This window comes from Clostridium ljungdahlii (assembly GCF_001636845.1).
In the GTDB taxonomy this organism is placed as follows: domain Bacteria; phylum Bacillota; class Clostridia; order Clostridiales; family Clostridiaceae; genus Clostridium_B; species Clostridium_B ljungdahlii_A.
The window spans coordinates 61,736-81,487 of record NZ_LITT01000058.1 but is presented as its reverse complement, the minus strand read 5'-3'; the positions used below and the strand labels follow the sequence as shown (position 1 = coordinate 81,487).

At 31.6% G+C, this 19,752-nt stretch carries 20 protein-coding genes; 1 reads left to right on the top strand and 19 read right to left on the bottom strand.

What is annotated here, in order from left to right:
• Nucleotides 1-44: 44 nt before the first annotated feature.
• From selB to WY13_RS15930, 4 genes are all read right to left on the bottom strand, one after another.
• A complete protein-coding gene (gene selB, locus WY13_RS15945; RefSeq protein ID WP_063556581.1) occupies nucleotides 45-1,952 on the bottom strand; it encodes a selenocysteine-specific translation elongation factor in 1,908 nt (635 codons plus the stop codon).
• A 60-nt stretch (nucleotides 1,953-2,012) separates the two neighbouring features.
• Entirely contained in the window at nucleotides 2,013-3,395 is a 1,383-nt protein-coding gene (gene selA, locus WY13_RS15940) for an L-seryl-tRNA(Sec) selenium transferase (protein ID WP_063556580.1), read from the bottom strand.
• A gap of 26 nt (nucleotides 3,396-3,421) precedes the next feature.
• Nucleotides 3,422-4,456, bottom strand: a complete 1,035-nt coding sequence (gene selD, locus WY13_RS15935) for a selenide, water dikinase SelD (RefSeq protein ID WP_156499067.1) — start codon at nucleotides 4,454-4,456, stop codon at nucleotides 3,422-3,424.
• Between the two features lie 75 nt (nucleotides 4,457-4,531).
• Nucleotides 4,532-5,149 (bottom strand): helix-hairpin-helix domain-containing protein, encoded by a 618-nt coding sequence (locus WY13_RS15930; RefSeq protein ID WP_063556578.1) that lies wholly within the window; start codon nucleotides 5,147-5,149, stop codon nucleotides 4,532-4,534.
• A 145-nt stretch (nucleotides 5,150-5,294) separates the two neighbouring features.
• On the opposite strand from WY13_RS15930, the gene WY13_RS15925 reads away from it, so the two are divergent.
• Complete coding sequence (locus WY13_RS15925) at nucleotides 5,295-6,521, top strand: D-alanyl-D-alanine carboxypeptidase family protein (RefSeq protein ID WP_063556577.1); 1,227 nt, start codon at nucleotides 5,295-5,297, stop codon at nucleotides 6,519-6,521.
• Nucleotides 6,522-6,560: 39 nt separating this feature from the next.
• On the opposite strand, the gene WY13_RS15920 is transcribed toward WY13_RS15925, so the two are convergent.
• From WY13_RS15920 to rodA, 15 genes are all read right to left on the bottom strand, one after another.
• Nucleotides 6,561-7,460, bottom strand: coding sequence for an RluA family pseudouridine synthase (locus tag WY13_RS15920; RefSeq protein ID WP_063556576.1), 900 nt, complete (start codon nucleotides 7,458-7,460; stop codon nucleotides 6,561-6,563).
• Between the two features lie 565 nt (nucleotides 7,461-8,025).
• The gene (locus WY13_RS15915) at nucleotides 8,026-8,406 is read right to left on the bottom strand and encodes a RidA family protein (RefSeq protein ID WP_063556575.1); all 381 of its coding nucleotides are present in this window, start codon (nucleotides 8,404-8,406) and stop codon (nucleotides 8,026-8,028) included.
• A gap of 77 nt (nucleotides 8,407-8,483) precedes the next feature.
• Complete coding sequence (yqeK, locus tag WY13_RS15910; protein WP_063556574.1) at nucleotides 8,484-9,059, bottom strand: bis(5'-nucleosyl)-tetraphosphatase (symmetrical) YqeK; 576 nt, start codon at nucleotides 9,057-9,059, stop codon at nucleotides 8,484-8,486.
• 130 nt (nucleotides 9,060-9,189) lie between these two features.
• On the bottom strand, nucleotides 9,190-9,828 hold the full coding sequence (gene nadD, locus WY13_RS15905) for a nicotinate-nucleotide adenylyltransferase (protein ID WP_063556573.1): 639 nt from the start codon (nucleotides 9,826-9,828) through the stop codon (nucleotides 9,190-9,192).
• 26 nt (nucleotides 9,829-9,854) lie between these two features.
• Nucleotides 9,855-11,129 (bottom strand): GTPase ObgE, encoded by a 1,275-nt coding sequence (gene obgE, locus WY13_RS15900; RefSeq protein WP_063556572.1) that lies wholly within the window; start codon nucleotides 11,127-11,129, stop codon nucleotides 9,855-9,857.
• Between the two features lie 170 nt (nucleotides 11,130-11,299).
• Nucleotides 11,300-11,602, bottom strand: coding sequence for a 50S ribosomal protein L27 (gene rpmA / locus WY13_RS15895; protein ID WP_013237408.1), 303 nt, complete (start codon nucleotides 11,600-11,602; stop codon nucleotides 11,300-11,302).
• A gap of 4 nt (nucleotides 11,603-11,606) precedes the next feature.
• Nucleotides 11,607-11,933 (bottom strand): ribosomal-processing cysteine protease Prp, encoded by a 327-nt coding sequence (locus WY13_RS15890; RefSeq protein ID WP_063556571.1) that lies wholly within the window; start codon nucleotides 11,931-11,933, stop codon nucleotides 11,607-11,609.
• Between the two features lie 2 nt (nucleotides 11,934-11,935).
• Nucleotides 11,936-12,250: a 50S ribosomal protein L21 gene (gene rplU / locus WY13_RS15885; protein ID WP_013237406.1), complete on the bottom strand. Its 315-nt coding sequence runs from the start codon at nucleotides 12,248-12,250 to the stop codon at nucleotides 11,936-11,938.
• 133 nt (nucleotides 12,251-12,383) lie between these two features.
• Complete coding sequence (locus WY13_RS15880; protein ID WP_063556570.1) at nucleotides 12,384-13,823, bottom strand: ribonuclease E/G; 1,440 nt, start codon at nucleotides 13,821-13,823, stop codon at nucleotides 12,384-12,386.
• A gap of 24 nt (nucleotides 13,824-13,847) precedes the next feature.
• Nucleotides 13,848-14,564, bottom strand: a complete 717-nt coding sequence (locus WY13_RS15875) for a TIGR03936 family radical SAM-associated protein (protein WP_063556569.1) — start codon at nucleotides 14,562-14,564, stop codon at nucleotides 13,848-13,850.
• Nucleotides 14,533-16,386, bottom strand: a complete 1,854-nt coding sequence (locus WY13_RS15870) for a TIGR03960 family B12-binding radical SAM protein (protein ID WP_063556568.1) — start codon at nucleotides 16,384-16,386, stop codon at nucleotides 14,533-14,535. The genes WY13_RS15875 and WY13_RS15870 overlap by 32 nt, the downstream gene beginning before the upstream one ends.
• Nucleotides 16,387-16,509: 123 nt before the next feature.
• Nucleotides 16,510-17,361, bottom strand: a complete 852-nt coding sequence (locus tag WY13_RS15865) for a M50 family metallopeptidase (RefSeq protein ID WP_063556567.1) — start codon at nucleotides 17,359-17,361, stop codon at nucleotides 16,510-16,512.
• 18 nt (nucleotides 17,362-17,379) lie between these two features.
• Nucleotides 17,380-17,742 (bottom strand): hypothetical protein, encoded by a 363-nt coding sequence (locus WY13_RS15860; RefSeq protein ID WP_063556566.1) that lies wholly within the window; start codon nucleotides 17,740-17,742, stop codon nucleotides 17,380-17,382.
• A 430-nt stretch (nucleotides 17,743-18,172) separates the two neighbouring features.
• The gene (mgsA, locus tag WY13_RS15855) at nucleotides 18,173-18,544 is read right to left on the bottom strand and encodes a methylglyoxal synthase (protein WP_063556565.1); all 372 of its coding nucleotides are present in this window, start codon (nucleotides 18,542-18,544) and stop codon (nucleotides 18,173-18,175) included.
• A gap of 12 nt (nucleotides 18,545-18,556) precedes the next feature.
• On the bottom strand, nucleotides 18,557-19,678 hold the full coding sequence (rodA, locus tag WY13_RS15850) for a rod shape-determining protein RodA (protein ID WP_063556564.1): 1,122 nt from the start codon (nucleotides 19,676-19,678) through the stop codon (nucleotides 18,557-18,559).
• Nucleotides 19,679-19,752 lie beyond the last annotated feature (74 nt).

Below are 19,752 nucleotides of genomic sequence, written 5' to 3'. Positions count from 1 at the left end.
ATTATAAGTAAACCAAAACCTAATGTCAACGAATTCATATGTGGTTAATAAAGGATTCTTTTATCTTCCATTCTCTTGGTAAACTTTATAGTGTCAAAATGCTCCATAAGTGCTAAAGCATACTTTCTACTCGTTTGCAATTCGTCTCTAAACTCAGCAATTGATATGCTTCCATTCTCCTTTATAAAATTTATTACAATATCTTTAGCTTTCTCATAGTACTCAGAGAGAAGCCAGAAATTCTCAGAAATTTTAACTATGTCCTCCCTATCAACTAAAGATTCAAATACCATTTTAAATGATCTTTTATCCTTGCACATACTCTCTAAATCTGAGTACTTTGGTGGAATAAACTTTTGCTTTTTAAACTCACTCAGTATATTTTTCCTAATAGCATTCTGCATATCATTGTATTTAGGTTGAAAATCTATTAGAGATACAAAATTTTTGTAAGTATTTATAACATTTTCATTTTCCAAAAACTCCATTATACAATCATATATTTTTTGCTTAATTTTTTTTCCAAATACTTTATTTTTAATTTCCTCTTTTGATATTCCTATTTTTAAAGGATTATCTTCATGAAACTTTTCTAATATATCCTCTAATACATCAATTTTTTCATTCAAAAAATCTTTATGAAGATATACAGTCTTTTCTCCTCCATTCAGTATTATTATTGTTCCATTATCCACCAGGTTTTTCAACTGATCCTTTATGCTGACTTCGTTTTTACCCAAAGCTTTTAATATATCCTCTTCTTTAGGATAACTTTCGCTTAAATTTTTAATGACACCTTCTAGTATATTTTGTGTATTCCCTTTTTCTTTTATTCTTAACCCTTCTATACATTCCTCATTAAATCTTTTAGCTTTCTTAGCAGAAGGTTCTATTATAATTCCTCCACCTATTGTACTCATAGGAGAATAGCTTCTTATTACAAATCTATCTTTTCTCTGGGAAGTAAGCTGCTTTTCTAATCTAAATTGAACGTAAGAATCTTCTCCTGGATTTACTTCCTTCTTATCAAGTATCACTACCCTACATATGATTTCACTGGTACCATGGTAAATCCTTACCCTTTGTCTATTCTTCAAAGGTTTTGGTGCACTCTTTAAATAATGTAATTTACAATCTATCATGAGAGATGGTTCCATTAAATTTTCTAATGATATGACATCTCCCCTATTTATACTGCTAGTTTTTACATTAGCTAAATTTATTCCGCATCTTTCACCTGCTTCAGCTTTTTTTACCTGATTATCATTTATTTGTATGCCTCTCACTTTACATAATACTTTAGAAGGATATATTTGTACTTGTTCACCTTCTCTAATACTTCCACTAATTACAGTACCCGTTACAACTGTGCCAAATCCACTTATAGAAAAGACTCTATCTACAGGAAGCCTAAAATGTCCTCTTATATCTTTACGGGAAACATCTTCTGTAAGTCTATCTATTTCTTTTGCCAGAGAATCTAAACCAATTTTAGTTTTAGAAGAAACTTTGCATATGGGAGCATTCTCTAAAAAAGTTCCTTTAAACTCTTTCTTTATATCCTCTATTACCATACCCAACCATTCTTCATCTACTAGGTCTATTTTAGTAACAACGATAATACCTTTACTTACATTTAAAAGTTGAAGTATTTCAAAGTGCTCTCTAGTTTGTGGCATAACTCCCTCATCTGCTGCAATCACCATAAGTACCAAATCTATACCACTAATCCCAGCTAACATATTTTTTATAAATTTTTCGTGGCCAGGTACATCTATAATTCCAGCTTTTTTGCCTGATGGCAAATCAAAGAAAGTAAATCCAAGGTTTATGGATATTCCTCTTTCCTTCTCTTCTTTTAAAGTATCAGTTTCCCTTCCAGTCAAAGCTCTTATAAGTGCAGTTTTTCCATGGTCTATATGCCCCGCTGTTCCTATTACAACATGCTTCATGCAAAATTACCTCCAAACTGAAATGTATCAAGTTAGGCATTTAAAAGAAAATACCTTAAACTACAACTCTGTAAAAGCATCTACCAAAACGTCAAAATCCCTATCTAGTATAGTCCTTAAATCCATTATAACTTGATTATGTGCTAACCGTACAATTATAGGTACTTTTCTCTTTCTAAACTTTTCATCAACCTGTTCTGGTGATATACTGCTGGTTTCTGCTTTAATTACATAGGTAGGTATTTTTTGTCCTGGCATGGATCCCCCTCCTACCATGGAATAGTCTTCTTCTACAGTAAATTTAAAATTCAAATTCTTATTTTTAAGCTTCTCCTTCAAAATAAGAGCCCTGCGTTTTTGCTCATCTTTACTTGCAAGTATCATATGCAGTGTTGGTATATTTTTTATTGCTTCACTTTCATCCAGATAATATTTTAATGTACCTTCAAGAGCTGCAAGAGTCATTTTATCTATTCTAAGAGCCCTTGTAAGCTGATTTTCTTTCATCTTCTCTATATATTTTTTCTTTCCTACAATTATGCCCGCCTGAGGTCCTCCTAGCATTTTATCTCCACTAAAAGTAACTACATCAACACCTTTATCTATACTTTCCTGTACTGTAGGCTCATACTCAAATCCATATTTGGAAAAATCTATAAGTGTTCCGCTTCCTATATCCTCTACTACTGGTATCCTGCTTTTTACTGACAGTTTCACCAATTCTTCTAAAGACACCTCTTCTGAAAAACCAATTATTTTAAAATTAGATGTATGGACTTTTAAAAATGCTCCCGTATTTTCACTAAGGGCATTTTCATAATCTTTCAGATGGGTTTTATTAGTTGTTCCTACTTCCACAAGATTAACTCCACTGAATTCCATAACTTCAGGTATTCTAAAGGAACCCCCTATTTCCACCAGTTGTCCCCTAGACACTATAGCTTCCTTTCCACTGCAAAGAGTATTTAAAACCAAAACTACTGCAGCTGCATTGTTATTTACAACTAAAGAAGCCTCTGCTCCCGTAATCCTTTTAATCAGCTCTTCTACGTGGCTATACCTGGATCCTCTTGTGCCCTTTTCCAGGTCATATTCCAAATTACTATAATTGTGAGCTACATCAATTACATTCTTTAAAGCATTCTTACTTAAAATAGATCTCCCTAGATTCGTATGTATGATAACTCCCGTAGCATTTATTACATTTTTCAAGTTGGGCTGTTTTTTTTGTTCAATTATTATTCTAAAGCTTTCCAATATGCCTTCTTTTGTAAAGCTTTCAATTTTACCTTTTAAAATAAGATTTCTATAATTGTCTACAGCTTCTCTCAAAGATTCCATTACAATTTCTTTCATTGTAGTGCCAACCTCTAATTTTACAATTTCTTCATTCAAGAGTTCATCCATTTTAGGAAGTTTTCTTAATAATTGTTTTTTATCCAAAACTTGACTTTCACCCCTTTAAACCATTATTCTACTTCTATATATTTCTTCCCCTGAAAAGGTATAACTTCACCTATTACAGAAGATTTCACTTCAAGCTTTGAAAGTTCCTCCATGATTTTAATACCTTCTGACTTGCTGCAGGTTATAAAAAGTCCACCAGATGTCTGTGGATCAAATAAAATATCTTCCATCCACTCAGGTACATTTTCTATTGAATACTTACCTTCCAAATAGTCTTTATTTCTATATGTTCCCGCCGGTACCAATCCCATTTCGGCATATTCTCTTGCCTCTTGTATATAAGGTATTCTGCTCGCATAAAGCTTTAATGTAACACCAGATGCAGAAGCCATTTCATATCCGTGACCCATAATTCCAAAACCGGTTACATCTGTGCATGCACTTACAGAGTATTTGCTTACTATTTCTCCTGCGTACTTATTTAAAGTAGACATAACTTTAACTGCCTTATCATAAGCTTCTTTAGATGCCATTTCTCCTTTTATGGCAGTATTAATTATTCCAATACCCAGAGGTTTGGTAAGTATAATTACATCCCCTACTTCAGATCCACAATTTTTAAGTATATTACTAGGATGTACAAGTCCCATAACTGACAACCCATATTTAGGCTCACTATCCTCTACAGTGTGGCCTCCAACTACTACTGCACCTGCTTCAATAACTTTATCAGCACCACCTTTTAGTATTTCTCCTAGCACCTCTTCAGGAAGGCAGGAAGGAAAACAAACTATATTAAGTGCTACTTTAGGCTTTCCTCCCATCGCATATATATCACTTAGAGAATTTGCTGCGGCTATTTGACCAAAAGTATAAGGATCATCCACTATTGGTGTAAAAAAGTCAAGTGTTTGTATTACTGCTGTATCATTATCTAATTTATAAACTGCAGCATCATCCGAAGTCTCTATACCAACCATTAAATTTTCATTTTCCATTCGAGGTAACTTACCCAGTATTTTAGAAAGGACCTCCGGTCCTATTTTAGCTGCTCACCCAGAAGTTCGAGTAAGTTCTGTTAGTCTCTTATACTTCAAAATAACACCTCCAATAGAAATTCATTCTCTACAATATTGTACACCATTTTATAACAAACTTCATCTGGTTTATATCTACCTTACCTCTATCTTATCCTTTATCTTTTCAATGGTTTTATCACCTATTCTTCCCACTTTTTTCAAATCCTCAATAGAAGAAAAATCCCCATTTTTTTCTCTATAGTCTATTATCTTTTGGGCAGTAACATCTCCAACTCCAGATATTGTTTTTAATTCTTCTTTGGAAGCCTTGTTTATATTTACCTTTCCATCCTGTTCTACTCCTCCACTGCTGCCTCCTTTTCCCCCAGGTTCAACCTTATTTGATCCATTCTCTCCTTTTTTGTCCACATATATATAATCTTCATCCTTTAACTTCTTAGCTAAATTTAGTTTACTTGTATCCGCTGCAGCTGTAAATCCACCTGCTTCCTTTACAATATCCTGTATTCTACTATCATTTTTCAATTTATAAACTCCAGGATTTTTAACTTCTCCATTTACATATACGGTTATGCCTTTATCTGATTTACTTTTAGAGGCTTCTCCAGCATTATCCTGATCTTTAAATACTTCTTCACTCTTCACTGCAGTATTACTGGATGGTCTTGAGTTCACATACCCTATAATTAAAAATAGAGCAAATACAATCAAAATAACAATTGAACCTATAATTTTTTTCTTATCTCTCATTACTATTCCCCTTTTATATAATTGTAATTTGCAATGAAATATATTTATGTTTATAATTTAAATTATTGACAATTTAAAAAAATTATGTCGCATATATATTATTTTTTTGATATAATATTTAGGAATTGTCCTAAAGGAGGAAAAAATGAAAAGAATAGTCACATTTGCACTACTGTTTTTGCTTATTTGTTCTAATAACCCCTATGGAGTAGTTCATGCTAAAGAAATGCCTCCTCCTGTTTCAGCTGATGGCGCTGTAATCTTGGATGCAGCTACTGGCCAGCTTTTGTATTCCAAAAACCCAGATACTGCTTATCCACCAGCATCCACTACAAAAATAATGACTGCGCTTTTAACACTTGAAAATACAAATTTAAATGATAAAGTTATAATCGGTAAAAATCCACCAAATGTAGATGGAACTAGAGTTGGGCTTTGTGAAGGTGAGCAATTAACTGTAAAAGACTTGTTATATGGTTTACTACTAGCTTCAGACAACGATTGTGCAGAAGCACTAGCAGAGCATATAGGCGGTACTATGGATAAATTTGTAGTTAAGATGAATAAAAGAGCTAAGGAACTTGGAGCTAAAAATACCAATTTCGTAAATCCTACTGGATTATTTGATGAAAACCACAAAACCTCAGCAAGGGATTTAGCTCTAATGATGAGAGCACTATCTAAGTATCCTGAATATTCTAAAATAGCTACTACTATATCTTATACTATTCCAGCTACCAACAAATCCCCACAGCCAAGGGAAGTATGGAATGAAAATAAATTGATACAAAAACAATCCATTTATTATTACAGTGGATGCCTAGGAGGTAAAACAGGCTATACTGTACAGTCATGTCACTCCTATGTGTCTACAGCTACAAGAAATGGACAACAACTTATAGTGGCACTAATTCACGATAAAAATAAAACTTTTTTTCCTGACGCAGTATCTCTATTTAATTTTGGGTTTAACAATTTTACTTTTACTAAATTGTACCAAAAAGGGGCTTTAGTAACAACTTATAATAAAGATGGACTTTCTGTTCCACTGATTGCTGCTTATGATTTTTACTATATTAAACCTAAAGATGATACAAATGTACCCCAGGTAACCCTAAAGGATAAAAGCTTAATGTTTAGGTTCTTTAAAAAAGGAGATATAGTTGATGAAGCTTCTATATCCTTTGAGGGAAAAGAAATAGGAAAATTAAAGCTTGCAAGCAGCATAACTCATGGTGAAAAACAAGTATTAAATTCTAACAATATGCAAAAAATTATTATGAAAAATAAATATTTACTTGCTGTACCACCTATCATTATAATTTGGGCTGTTGTATTTGTATTGAAAAAACGTGTGTTTTCTAATAAATAATTATATTAAAATAAGCTGAAACTTAAAATACATAGGGTTTCAGCTTATTTTTTCTATTAATTTTAAAATATCTTCTGGAATAGCAGTTTCTAGCTCCAATATCTTATTTCCCCTAGGGTGTGGAAATTTAAGCCTATAAGCATGAAGTGCCTGCCTATTTATATACATACTATCGTCCTCTTTTCCATACAATGTATCTCCATAAAGAGGATGACCTAAATAACTTAAATGTACCCTTATTTGGTGGGTTCTTCCTGTTTCTAACGTAAGCTTTAATAGCTGATCATTCTTAAAATCTTTCATTACCTTATAGTGAGTAATGCTTTTCTGGCCTCTTTCATCTATAATCCTTCTTATGTCTTCTCCTTCTTGTCTATATATTGGCAAATCTATAGTTCCTTCATTTTCTTCCATCTTTCCATGAATGACAGCAATGTAACTCTTTTCAAATTCTTCACTTTTCATGTCTCTTGCCAGAGCCATATGAGCAAATTGATTTTTTCCAACTATTATAAGACCTGAAGTATCCATATCCAATCTGCTTACTAATCTAACTATACAGTCTTCTCCCTTCTCCTTAAAATAATACATAAGTCCGTTAGCTAAGGTACCTGAAGGATAACTTCTTGTAGGATGTACCACCATACCCGGTCTTTTATTTACAACTATCAAATCATCATCTTCGTATGCTACTTCTATATCCATTTTCTCAGGCTCTACATTTTGAGACTCCTCTTTTACAAGGTTTAAAGATATGCTTTCCCCTGACTTTACTATATGGTTTAATTTTACCCTTTTATTGTTTATCTCTATCCTTCCACTCAAGGCCGCCCCTTTTATAAGTCTGCCTGAAAGTCTTTGAACTCTTTGCAGGTAGTATCTCAATTTCAAGCCTTCATCTTTTTCATCTACTGTAAATACTATCTTATTTTCCTTCATACAACTTTTCCTTTCTGCAACAAGCTAAATACAATTAATAATTAATAGTTAAGAATTAATAGTTATGGATGATTTTCTCTCGTTAAAACTCCAGAAAATCTAAAATATAATACTGCTGACGCAAGCTTCAATTAGAAACTCTATATGTAGATTTTCTAAAGTGTTATGGTTTCTAACTTAAAATAAACTTATACATAGAAATATTTTACAATAAGCAAGTACATTTAAATATTTTGTATATAAGTCTTAGAACAACTCAGTAAGATACCCCTGCATACGTTTATTGCTAAGAATAGACCTATATGAGGTCTTCTAATTGAAATTTGAACTTATACATAAAATATACTGACAAAATTGAAATCACATTTAAAAACTTTTTCAAATAAGTCTTAGCTTGGTATTTTAGAAAACCTTAGAACTTAGATATGTTTGAGATACGAGTTTATCTAAGTTTCTTTAGGTTTTCAAAATACCAAGCTTTAGACTTATTAAAAGTTTTTAGTGTGATAAAATTTGTCAGTATATTGCTTGGTATAAGTCAACTTTCAAACTAGAAACTCTACAATTAATCAACTAATGCTATTACTTCTACTTCAACCAATGCATCCTTTGGAAGCTTTACTTCTACACAAGATCTTGCAGGCATATCCTTTTTAAAATATTTTGCATATACTTCATTTACAGCTGCAAAATCTGACATATTTTTTACATATACAGTAGTCTTAATAACTTTATCAAAACTTGTTCCTGCTTCTTCTAGTAAAGCTTTTATGTTTTCAAGTGATCTCTCTGTTGCCTTTTTAATGTCACTTGAAACTAATTCTCCTGTAGATGGATCCAGTGGGATTTGGCCTGATGTGAATAAAAAGTTTCCAACCTTAACAGCCTGAGAATAAGGTCCTACAGCCCCTGGTGCTTTTTTTGTGCTTATTATTTCTTTTTCCATTATAAAAAACCTCCTAAAATAAGCTTAAAATTTGTAACATATTAATTATAACGTATTTACTTTCATACAATTAGAATTTATCTATGAGCTTTTTTAAAAACCAAATAATTTCTGCCGCTAATTGTATTTACGTGCAAGAGTTGTCCCCTATCAATTACAACTTTTATAGTATTATTAAAGGCATCCAAAAGTGCAGTATCTAAGTCTGTAAACGCCTCTTCTCTAAGTATTGCTACTCCTGGGAAATTTCTTAAGGGTTCTATGTAATCTGCTATATACACTATCTTTTCCAAAAGGTTCATATCTTTCTTACCTGTAGTATGACAAGATACTGCACTCAATATTTCCTCATCATAAATCCCCATAACATTTTTTGCTATAACTGCAGCAATATTTCCATGGAGAAGTTGAGGATTTAATGCACTTACTTCATCTACAGGAACCTGATTCTCATGTGCCATAGACAAAATTTCATCATTTGACATGTACTTAGCACAATCATGAACAAGCCCTGCTGTGCTTGCCTTTTTAACATCCACATGATAAAATTCAGCTAACTTTATTGCCGTATCCTGTACACTCAAACTATGCTCATATCTGTTTTTCTTCAGCTTCTCATTTAAATATTCTTTGATTTGTTCTTCACTCCACATCCCTTATCACTCCAAAAAATTATTTAATTTCATTTATCCGATGACTACCTGCTCTAATATTCCCGCTTCTCCAAGTGGTAATAAAGAGCAGCTACGTCCCTGGATAACGATTTCTAAGCATCAGGTGGAGTCAAAACTCCATCTGACGCCAAGGACTCTGTTTATAAAGATTATGTTGTTTAATAATATCATAAACACTCTCGGGAAGAAGATAACTCACATTTCTGCCCATTTTAATATTTTTTCGTATATCTGTAGAAGAAATATCAAATAGAGGAGCATCTAAATATATAATTTTAGTAGAATACTTTTTTTCTATTCTTTCTTTCTGTTCTTTTATGTTTTGTGCAGTAAAATCTGGAAATCCTGGTCTATTAAATACTATAAATTGACACAACTTAAATATATCCTCTACCCTGTTCCAATTTTCAATGTCCATTAGACAGTCTACTCCAGTTAGGAAATACCACTTAGTTTTCCTTTCGACTTTATTAAAATGTTTTAAGGTATTATACGTATAACTTAAATTAGGCTTATTTATTTCATATTTACTTACAGAGAATTTACTTTCCGTACCTACAGCTGCCTTTACCATCTCATATCTCAAAAAAGCACTTGTTACATCTTTGTTCGTTTTATGGGGAGGATTACCTGTAGGTACAAATACAATATTATCTACTCCCAATCTATATAAAGTTTCATAAGCTATATGTATATGTCCATTGTGTATTGGATCAAATGTTCCCCCAAAAATAGCTTTTTTAACCATCTATTTTCTCTCCATTTATTTTTTTATTACATTACATAATCAAATTCAAAATCATTCAGCTTAACTACATCCCCATCTTTAATTCCCATATCCATTAATTCCTGCATAACTCCTTTGTTTTTAAGTACTTTATAAAAATATCGTAATTCGTCAGGATCATTTACATTGACGCTTCCAAGTAACCTATCAACAAAACTTCCTTCCACTATAAAAGTATTTTCTTCTTTTCTTATGTTATAAGTAAATTTCTTTTCTTCAGGTACAAATTTATCTTCTTCATTTATTTCAATATTTTCTACAGGTATAGTACTTAATATCCTAGCAGCTTCCTTCATAAGTTCTTTAACACCCTGTCCTGTAGCTGCAGATATTTTAAATACTTTGTCATATCCTAATTGACCAACTTTTTTTCTAAAGTTTTCAAATAATTCATTATCATATAGCATATCTGATTTGTTTGCAGCAATTATCTGAGGTTTATCCCAAAGTTTCACATCGTACTTTTTCAATTCCTTATTTATTTTGGTAAAATCATCAAAAGCATCTCTTCCTTCAATTCCTGATATATCTACTACGTGTATTAAAAGCCTTGTCCTTTGGATATGTCTTAAAAATTCAATTCCAAGGCCTACTCCTTCTGCTGCACCTTCTATTATACCCGGTATATCTGCTATTACAAAACTTTTTATTCCTGAAATATTAGTTACTCCCAGATTAGGAGATAATGTTGTAAAATGGTAATTTGCAATTTTAGGTGTAGCCTTAGTCACTATAGACAAAAGAGTGGATTTTCCTACATTTGGGAATCCTAAAAGTCCTACATCTGCCAGTAACTTAAGTTCCAATGATATATATCTTTCTTCTCCTGGCATTCCTGGCTCAGCAAAATCTGGTGCCTGCCTTACAGAAGTTGTAAATCTCACATTTCCTCTTCCGCCTCTTCCACCTCTTGCAACTATGCATTTGTCTTCAGGATGGGCAAGATCTGCCATTATTTTATTCGTTTTCACATCTCTTACAACTGTTCCCATAGGTACTTTTATGTAAAGATCCTTTCCATTCCTTCCAAAACACTTAGATCCTGATCCATTTTCACCTTTTTCTGCACGATACTTTTTCCTATATGCAAAATCCAAAAGTGTAGTACTTTCTGTATCTGCTACAAGTATAACATCTCCGCCTTTTCCACCATCTCCACCATCTGGTCCTCCAAAGGCTACATACTTTTCCCTTCTAAAAGAAATGGATCCATCTCCACCATCTCCAGAGGTTACAAATATTTTAGCTGTATCTACAAACATGCCGCTCACTTCCTTTCAAAAGTTAATTATATCAAATTAAAAAATCACTTTATTCTAAATTTTATTATTCCCACAGATAAGTAAGTAATTCACTCTAACCACAGTATACAACTTTTTTCTTAAAATAAGGAATTTTAAAAAAGCACCCTCATTAGGGTGCCTTAATAATACTATTCAGCTGCTAATTCTTCTAACTTTAAAGGATATACGCTGGCCTTCTTTTTAGTCTTTCCTACTCTTTCGTATCTAACTACACCATCTATCTTTGCAAACAAAGTATCGTCAGATCCTCTTCCAACGTTAGTTCCAGGATGAATTTTTGTTCCTCGCTGTCTAACCAATATGTTTCCAGCTAAAACAAACTGTCCATCAGCAGATTTAGTACCTAATCTTTTGGATTCACTATCTCTACCATTCCTTGAACTACCTACTCCTTTTTTATGGGCAAATAGTTGAAGATTCATAATTAACATAAAATTACACCTCCTCTACCTTTACATTTATATATTCACCAAAATTAAATTCAATACTTTTCAAACCAAGTAACATAGTTTCCACAAGTACCTGACATTTTAAAATGTCATCCTCTTTCATATCTTTTAAAGAAAAGCTTAAAAATCCATCCTTTATAGAGTACTTTAATTTAAGCTTTAACACTTCTGTTATTCCTATTACAGTAGTTTGAGATATGGCAGAAACAGCACTACACACCATGTCATACCCCTGGTTAACTGACTCTGCATGGCCTTTAAGTACAACTGAAACCAAATTACAAGATTCTTTTTTAAACAATGCTTCAATCATAATTACGCATCAATTTTTTCAATTTGTAATTTAGTGTAAGGCTGTCTATGTCCCTGCTTCTTTCTGTAATCTTTTTTAGCCTTATACTTGAAGACTATAACTTTTTTAGCTTTTCCCTGTGCCAATACTTTAGCACTTACCTTAGCTCCTTCAACTACAGGTTTTCCAATAACTACACCTGCGTCATCTTTACCTACTACTAAAACTTTGTCAAGTTCAACTGTTGAATCAACTTCAGCATCTAATTTTTCAACATATATAACGTCTCCTTCTGAAACCTTATACTGTTTTCCACCAGTAGCTACAACTGCATACATTTAAAACACCTCCTCAATCCAGTCTCGCCTAAAAGGTATATAGAAAATCCATTCTTTCTATAATTTATAAAACCTTTTTTGAGCGGTCTACAAATGCCATTTTAACACATATGTTCTTGTTTGTAAAGTTTTTTCAATTTACTTTAAACTCTTTCAGATGCTCTATCTGGCTCATAAACTCAAGAGGTTCTATCTTATAAGATACTTTTTTTTCATAAGTAATATATATTCTCTTGTCCCCAGCACCTATGCCTTTTATGAACCTATCCATATTATTTTTAACATCCTTTTCATAAGATACATCTATCTGTATGTGAAAATCTTTTACATCCCTGTCACAACTTATATTTGAAATTTCATTTCTTATGAGAACCATCATATAAGATAGTTTTATCTTTTTTCCTGTCCCATCACAGTACCTGCAATCTTCCTCTATATAATCATATATTGGTTTGCCCTGTCTTTTTCTAGCTATCTGCACTAGATTCAACTCTGTAAAAGGGTATATAACAACCTTACTTTTGCTATTTAAAAAACCAGCTTTAAGTTTGTCCATAACCTTTTTCTTATCTACCTCATCCTCCATATCTATAAAATCTATTAAAATTATTCCACTTAAATTTTTAAGCACTATTTGCCTTGCAATTTCTTCTGCCGCTTGCAAATTAGTTATAAATACTGTTTTATCCATTTTATCATTTCTTATGTTTTTACCCGAATTAACATCTATTACAAACATAGCTTCTGTTTTATTTATAACTATGTATCCACCACAATTTAATTCTATTCTATTATTTCGTAAATTTAATATTTCATTTTCCATATTATAATGAGACAGAAGAGTTTTTTCACCCGTATACAGTTCTAAGTGTGCATTTACATTGCATATACCCTTTAGAAAATCCTCTATATATTTATAATCCACATCATTGTTTACATATATCTTTAAATTACTATCCCACAATCTATCTCTAAGTACTTCACCAAGTGCACCTCCACTATCAAACATGAGTTCAGGCTTTAGAGCATACTGAGCTTTATTTTTTACCTTGTTATATATATCATTCAATTTATGGATTTCTTTATTTATAAATTCTGCTGGAGCATTCTGGGCATCAGTTCTTATCATTACACCAATACCTGATGGTATTTTTATTTTCTCAAGTATAAGCTTCTTAAACGATTCATCCTGTATTTTTTGTGAAAACCTCATACCTTTACTAAAATTACTTAAAACACAATATTTGCCTGGTAAGCTTATAATTTTGATAACTTTGGCGCCTTTTCTTCCGTAATCTTCCTTTGTCACCTGTACCAAAATTTTTTCACCTTTTTTTAAGTTAAGATTTCTAAATTTGCTATCCATATACATATAGGCATTTCTCCTGCAGTTTATATCTATAAAAGCACATTTTATAGCTGGTACTACATTTTTAACTACACCTATGTACACTTCTCCCGGGTAAGCATTGCCCTTTTCTTCCTGAATATGGCATTCTTTTAGAATACCATTATCCTTTATAGCAATTCTCAAAAAACCTTCCGCACTTCTTTCAACAAATATTTCTTCCAAGCCATAATTCACCTCTCCTTCAGGTTAATATAAGTCTGATACATACTCATATAATGGGAGTAACCTATTCTGTCTTCTACCATACACTTCTTCTCTCATTATATCAATAAAACAATCTTTGTCAGCATTTTCAGTATTATCTTGTATAAAGCTTGATAAAAGTTCTGGAGATAAATTTTCTACACTTCCACAGCTTATCAAAGTCTCTAATCTAAGATTATTTTCAAAAACATTATAATCCAATTTTTTTACTAATTTTTTTATATCTACTTCTTTTTCTCCCTTCTTGGTCTTCTTTATTGTATTCCAAGTTGGGCGTTTCATTAAGTTTTCCATATTTTCTTTAAGTTCATTTACGTCTTTATATTTTATGTTAATTATGTACTTAGCTGCATTTATTTCCGCCATGGATTTAAATACTTTTTTATTTTCTACATTTTTTACCTTATCCACCCTTAATACTTCTATTCCACTAGGTGCACTTTCATTTAATTTTTCTTTAATATGATCTTCTAAAACTTCTTCTTCAAAATATAAGTCCATATATTCTCCGCAAGAATAAACTCCTACAGCTAGAGGCTGTGCTATAGACATATTTATATGTGGATTAAATCCCTTGGAATATTCTACAGGAAGCTCTGATCTCTTTATCATCCTCTGTATGGTTCTCAATAAATCAAGATGCCCTATGAACCTTATACTATGTTTTTTACTGAATTTTATTAAATACTGAGCCCTCAAAGCATTCACCTCCTAAATTAACATTAACTCCGCAATTTTTACATCCCAATCTACAATCTGAAGTTACTTCAGCCCTTTTAGCTTTTTCGTTTTCCTCTATTAAAAATTTCTTATTTACTCCTATATCTATGAAATCCCAAGGAAGTATTTCTTCATAACTTCTATTCCTATAAGCATAAAAATCGCCATCCACATTACATTCTTTAAAAGCTTCTTTCCATAAATCAAAATTGAAATACTCCGACCAACTATCGAACTTAGCTCCCTTTTCGTAAGCTTTAATAAGTACTTCACAGAGCCTTCTATCTCCCCTTGCAAATACAGCTTCCAAATAGCTTAAGGGACTTTCATGCCAATTATATACTATATGTCTACTGCTTATAGAAGATCTCAATTCTCTAATCTCTTCTTTAACATCTTCCATTTTTATTTGAGCCGTCCACTGAAATGGTGTAAAAGGTTTTGGTACAAATATGGAAGTACTGACTGTTACTTTTAATCCTTTTTTTCTTTTATCCTTAGGTACTTTGAAATATTCATCCACTACTTTTTGGGATAAATACGCAATTTCCTTTACATCTTCCATAGTTTCGTAGGGAAGCCCTATCATAAAATACAACTTTATGGTAGACCATCCAGACTCAAAAGCACTGCTTACAGAATCCATCAAATTTTTATCTGTAACACCCTTATTTATTACATCTCTCATCCTCTGACTTCCTGCCTCTGGTGCAAAAGTAAGTCCAGTTTTCCTAACCTTTTGTATTTCATTTATAAGTCCTACAGAAAAAGAATCTATTCTAAGTGAAGGCAAGGATAACCCTACTTTGTCTTTTTCATGTTCATTTATAAAATTAACAACTAAATTTTTTAAATCTGAATAATCACATATGCTCAAAGAAGTAAGAGATACCTCTGAATACCCTGTACTTTTTATAAGTTTATCTGCTGTTTCCAAAAGTTTAGATGTTTTTTTCTCCCTTACAGGCCTGTATATCATACCTGCCTGACAAAACCTACAGCCTCTGGTACATCCCCTAAAGGTCTCAAGAGTTATCCTGTCATGTACTATATCTGTATAAGGCACTATAATTTTATCTGGATATTCCACATCATTAAAATTTTTGATTATCCTTTTAGTAATCTTAGGTGGCACATCATCATAAAGCGGTTTAAACTCTCTTATAGTTCCATCTTCATTATAGTTTACATCATAAAGAGAAGGTACATATATACCCTCTATATGGCACACCGCCCTCAAAAATTCTTTTTTTCTTCCTTTATACTCTTTGTAAAGATCCATAATCTCGTTCATCTGTTCCTCAGATTCACCTAAAGCAAACATATCTGCTATATCAAAGAGAGGTTCAGGGTTATAGGCACAAGGTCCTCCACACATAATTATAGGATCTTCTTCTCCTCTATCAGAAGCCCTAACAGAAAGTCCAGCTAAATTTAACATATTTAAAATATTGGTATAACTCATTTCATATTGAAGAGTGAACCCTATAAAATCAAAATTCTTTATAGGATCTTTGCTCTCAAGTCCATAAAGTGATATATTATTTTTTCTCATAAGCTCTTCCATATCAGGCCATGGTGCAAATACTCTCTCACAATAAGTATCTTTTCTTTCATTTAGTATGTAGTAAAGTATTTTCATACCAAGATATGACATTCCAACTTCATATACATCTGGAAAGCAAAATGCATATCTAATATCTACTTCATCCTTATTTTTTACATAGGAATTCATTTCCCCTCCAATATATCGGGCAGGTTTTTCCACTTTAAATAATATATCATCAGAAATTCTATTCATCAAAAATCCTCCTCTTAGGTTTCATTCCTATATTTTAGCATAACCAAAAATAATTTAAAATATATAAACCTAAGGCAAAGACAAAATCTATACAATCTTGCTCCTTCCTTAGGTTAAAAAGTATTATTTACCATTTAATATTTCAATAAATTTTTCTAGGGTTATATTTCCGTATGATTTCAACCCTTCTATAATCTCTTCTTCATATATTGTATCCATTAAATTCATCTCATCATCTAAGACCATAAATGTATTATACTTATTCTTATCAAATAGCCCCATAGCTGTAAGCAAATCCTGTTTATAGTGTATTGATAAAGTTCTGTTTTCAATATAACCTCTCTTTATAAATTTATATCTTTTTCTAATTATATCCCCCATAATTATATATGATATCCTTTCATTTTCTCTTAAAGAAGTAGTAACTATAAATATTCCTATTATTCCTATACTAAAATTGCTATATCCATTTAAAAATAAGAGAATGTACATAAACATAAGTACTATTCCAATAAGTATACTTGTCATTATCATGATTCTATTTGCTTTTCTATAAGTCATTTTTAAGCTTAGGATACTTCTCAATATCCTTCCACCATCCAAAGGAAAAGCCGGTATTAAATTAAATAATCCTATAGCTAGATTTATAGAGAAGATCATATAGAAAATGCTTGAACAAAAATTCTTATATGCAAAATAAAAAACTGCACTAAAAATCAAGTTAGCTGCAGGACCAGAAATTGAAATTATCAAATCCTCTCTTGGGGATGCCTCATCTAGATCCTTAAGTTTTATAACTGTTCCTATTGCTATAAATTCTATGTCAAATCCAGAAAATTTATAATATCTAGCAGCTAAATAATGAACCATTTCATGGAAAAAAACTATAATAAAGGTATAAATAAGTTTCCCTTTATACCCTATGAAAATCAGAAATATCACATATGGTATAAAATATTTACTTATTTTAATCACAGAAATACCTCTTAAAATTTATTCTTCTTCATTTACTCTAATTCGATTCATTACATTTTCAGCCCCGTTTTTAATATCATTTATATTTATATTTTTGAGTTGAGTTTCTATTTTGCTATAATCATAATTTTCATCCACAATTTCTTTAGAATAATTATATATACTTTTAGTCTGAGGAGTCTGAATAATTTTACAAACTATAACGAATGCAAACAACACTAAAACTCCTATTAGATCCCTTATAATTCTCTTGACCAAATAGTTACCCTTTTGAAAAAAGAAACCTCCACTACTTCTCATTCTGTCATGATATGGTGAATAATTGGCTCTTCCTTTTAAAGAATTATAATAATTTTGGTACTCTGAATCATAATTTCCCAATATAGATTCCCCCATTTAAAATGATACACATAATTATATATATTTAAAGGGTGACCGATTTATTACTTAAGCATATAAAAAACAGTCGAGAGTGGAAAGTTTAGAGCTATGGAATTTTCATTAATTCACAACGCACAATTAATGAAAATTCCATATAAGTTTTCTAACTTAAAAATCAACTTATACGCAAGGATATTTTTACAATAATGAAGTTCTTTTAAATATTTTGTATATAAGGCTTAGGTAAAAATTTCTGAAAAATCTAGAACTTTTGAATTGTTTGAGGTACGAGTTTTCAAAAGTTCTCAGTATTTTTTCAAAATTTTTTGCTTAGCCTTATCAAAATATTTAACGAGCTGAAGGTTGTAAAAAATATCCGGAGTATAAGTTGATTTTTCGTTTAGAAACTCTATAGAATATGGCTTGTCTACTAATTATGTGACTTTAGTGCTTTTACAAAAACTTCTGCAGAACCTAAATTAGTAGCTAGAGGCACACAGTGAACATCACATATTCTAAGTAATGCAGCAATATCTGGTTCATGGGGCTGTGAAGTTAAAGGATCTCTTAAAAAAATAACTATATCCATTTTTCCCTGTGCCACTTTACTTCCTATTTCCTGATCCCCGCCTAAAGGTCCTGAAAGAAATCTTTTAACTTTTAAACCTGTCATCTCATTTATAAGTTTTCCTGTAGTTCCTGTAGCAAAAATCTCATGGCTTTCAAAAACATCTTTATATCTTTTTACAAAATCTACTATATCATCTTTCTTTTTATCATGTGCTATAAAAGCAATTCTCATATAAATTTCCCCCTAAAAATTAATTTTTTTTCTTCTCATACCTATGTTCAAAATTAAACCTATTTCTATAAATGCTGCAAGCAGCGAACTTCCACCTGCACTCATAAAAGGCAATGTTATACCTGTTATAGGAAGTAATCCTATAGTCATACCTACATTTTGAAAAATTGAAAATAACATCATTGAAGCTATTCCTACACATACTATAGACCCAAAAATATCTTTAGCTTCTCTGGATATTTTTATGAATCTATAAAGTATAATGACATAAAATAGTATCAAAGCTAAAGCACCAACAAGTCCCCATTCCTCTCCAACTACGGAAAATATAAAATCTGTACGTGCTTCCGGTACATACCCTCCTGATATCTGGGTTCCTTTCAAGAATCCTTTTCCCCAAATTCCACCTGAACCAATTCCTATTTGTGATTGGGTAACCTGGAGAGCATAAGACATTTGATATTTTTCAGGACTAAATAGAGATATAATTCTCATTTTTTGATATTCTTCTATAAGAGGTGTATTCAAAGCTATCACTATTAAAACAGTTAATGCCAAAAGTCCTCCTATTAATACTCTTAAATCCAATTTTGCAATAAAAACTATCCCAAGAACCGCAAAAAAACATACCATTGTCATTCCCATATCAGGCTGTTTTACAATTAGAGCCATAGGAATAAGTGGATAAATCATAAGCTTCATAAAATTTTTTACGTTGTTTATGTTCCCTTCCATATCCTCTAGTTTTTTTGCAATCATTAATATAATCCCTATTTTTGCAAATTCAGAAGGCTGCATGCTAACGGGACCGATTTTAATCCATGATGAAGCTCCATTAACTGTAGACTGAAATGCCGGTATGCAATTTATTATAAGTAAAAACACACAAAACCAGTATATTATGCCGACATAACCTTTTATCACAGAATAATCTACTAGAAGTATAAAATAAGTTAGTACAAGCCCTACAGCCATATACATAAGCTGGGACTTAAGATAATAAGTTCCATCACTCATATGGGAAGCACTATAAATATTTAAACTTCCAAAGATACATACAATTATGACAGTAATTAGTAGAGGAAAATCGAATTCCCTTAAAAGCTTCCTATTTATGATAAATTTTTCAAACATTTTATATATCCCTCCAATACAACTATAATGATTATAACACAGGAACATAAAAAAGCTATGCATAATTTATACAT

Bases quoted from the DNA above. Each gene is read 5' to 3' on its own strand.
- rodA (WP_063556564.1), bottom strand. From the start codon at position 19,678: ATGTTTGAAAAATTTATCATAAATAGGAAGCTTTTAAGGGAATTCGAT.
- obgE (WP_063556572.1), bottom strand. From the start codon at position 11,129: ATGTTTGTAGATACAGCTAAAATATTTGTAACCTCTGGAGATGGTGGA.
- mgsA (WP_063556565.1), bottom strand. From the start codon at position 18,544: ATGAGAATTGCTTTTATAGCACATGATAAAAAGAAAGATGATATAGTA.
- WY13_RS15930 (WP_063556578.1), bottom strand. From the start codon at position 5,149: ATGAGAGATAAGAAAAAAATTATAGGTTCAATTGTTATTTTGATTGTA.
- WY13_RS15890 (WP_063556571.1), bottom strand. From the start codon at position 11,933: ATGATTGAAGCATTGTTTAAAAAAGAATCTTGTAATTTGGTTTCAGTT.
- WY13_RS15870 (WP_063556568.1), bottom strand. From the start codon at position 16,386: ATGAATAGAATTTCTGATGATATATTATTTAAAGTGGAAAAACCTGCC.
- selB (WP_063556581.1), bottom strand. From the start codon at position 1,952: ATGAAGCATGTTGTAATAGGAACAGCGGGGCATATAGACCATGGAAAA.
- WY13_RS15925 (WP_063556577.1), top strand. From the start codon at position 5,295: ATGAAAAGAATAGTCACATTTGCACTACTGTTTTTGCTTATTTGTTCT.
- nadD (WP_063556573.1), bottom strand. From the start codon at position 9,828: ATGGTTAAAAAAGCTATTTTTGGGGGAACATTTGATCCAATACACAAT.
- WY13_RS15915 (WP_063556575.1), bottom strand. From the start codon at position 8,406: ATGGAAAAAGAAATAATAAGCACAAAAAAAGCACCAGGGGCTGTAGGA.
- rplU (WP_013237406.1), bottom strand. From the start codon at position 12,250: ATGTATGCAGTTGTAGCTACTGGTGGAAAACAGTATAAGGTTTCAGAA.
- WY13_RS15920 (WP_063556576.1), bottom strand. From the start codon at position 7,460: ATGAAGGAAAATAAGATAGTATTTACAGTAGATGAAAAAGATGAAGGC.
- yqeK (WP_063556574.1), bottom strand. From the start codon at position 9,059: ATGTGGAGTGAAGAACAAATCAAAGAATATTTAAATGAGAAGCTGAAG.
- rpmA (WP_013237408.1), bottom strand. From the start codon at position 11,602: ATGTTAATTATGAATCTTCAACTATTTGCCCATAAAAAAGGAGTAGGT.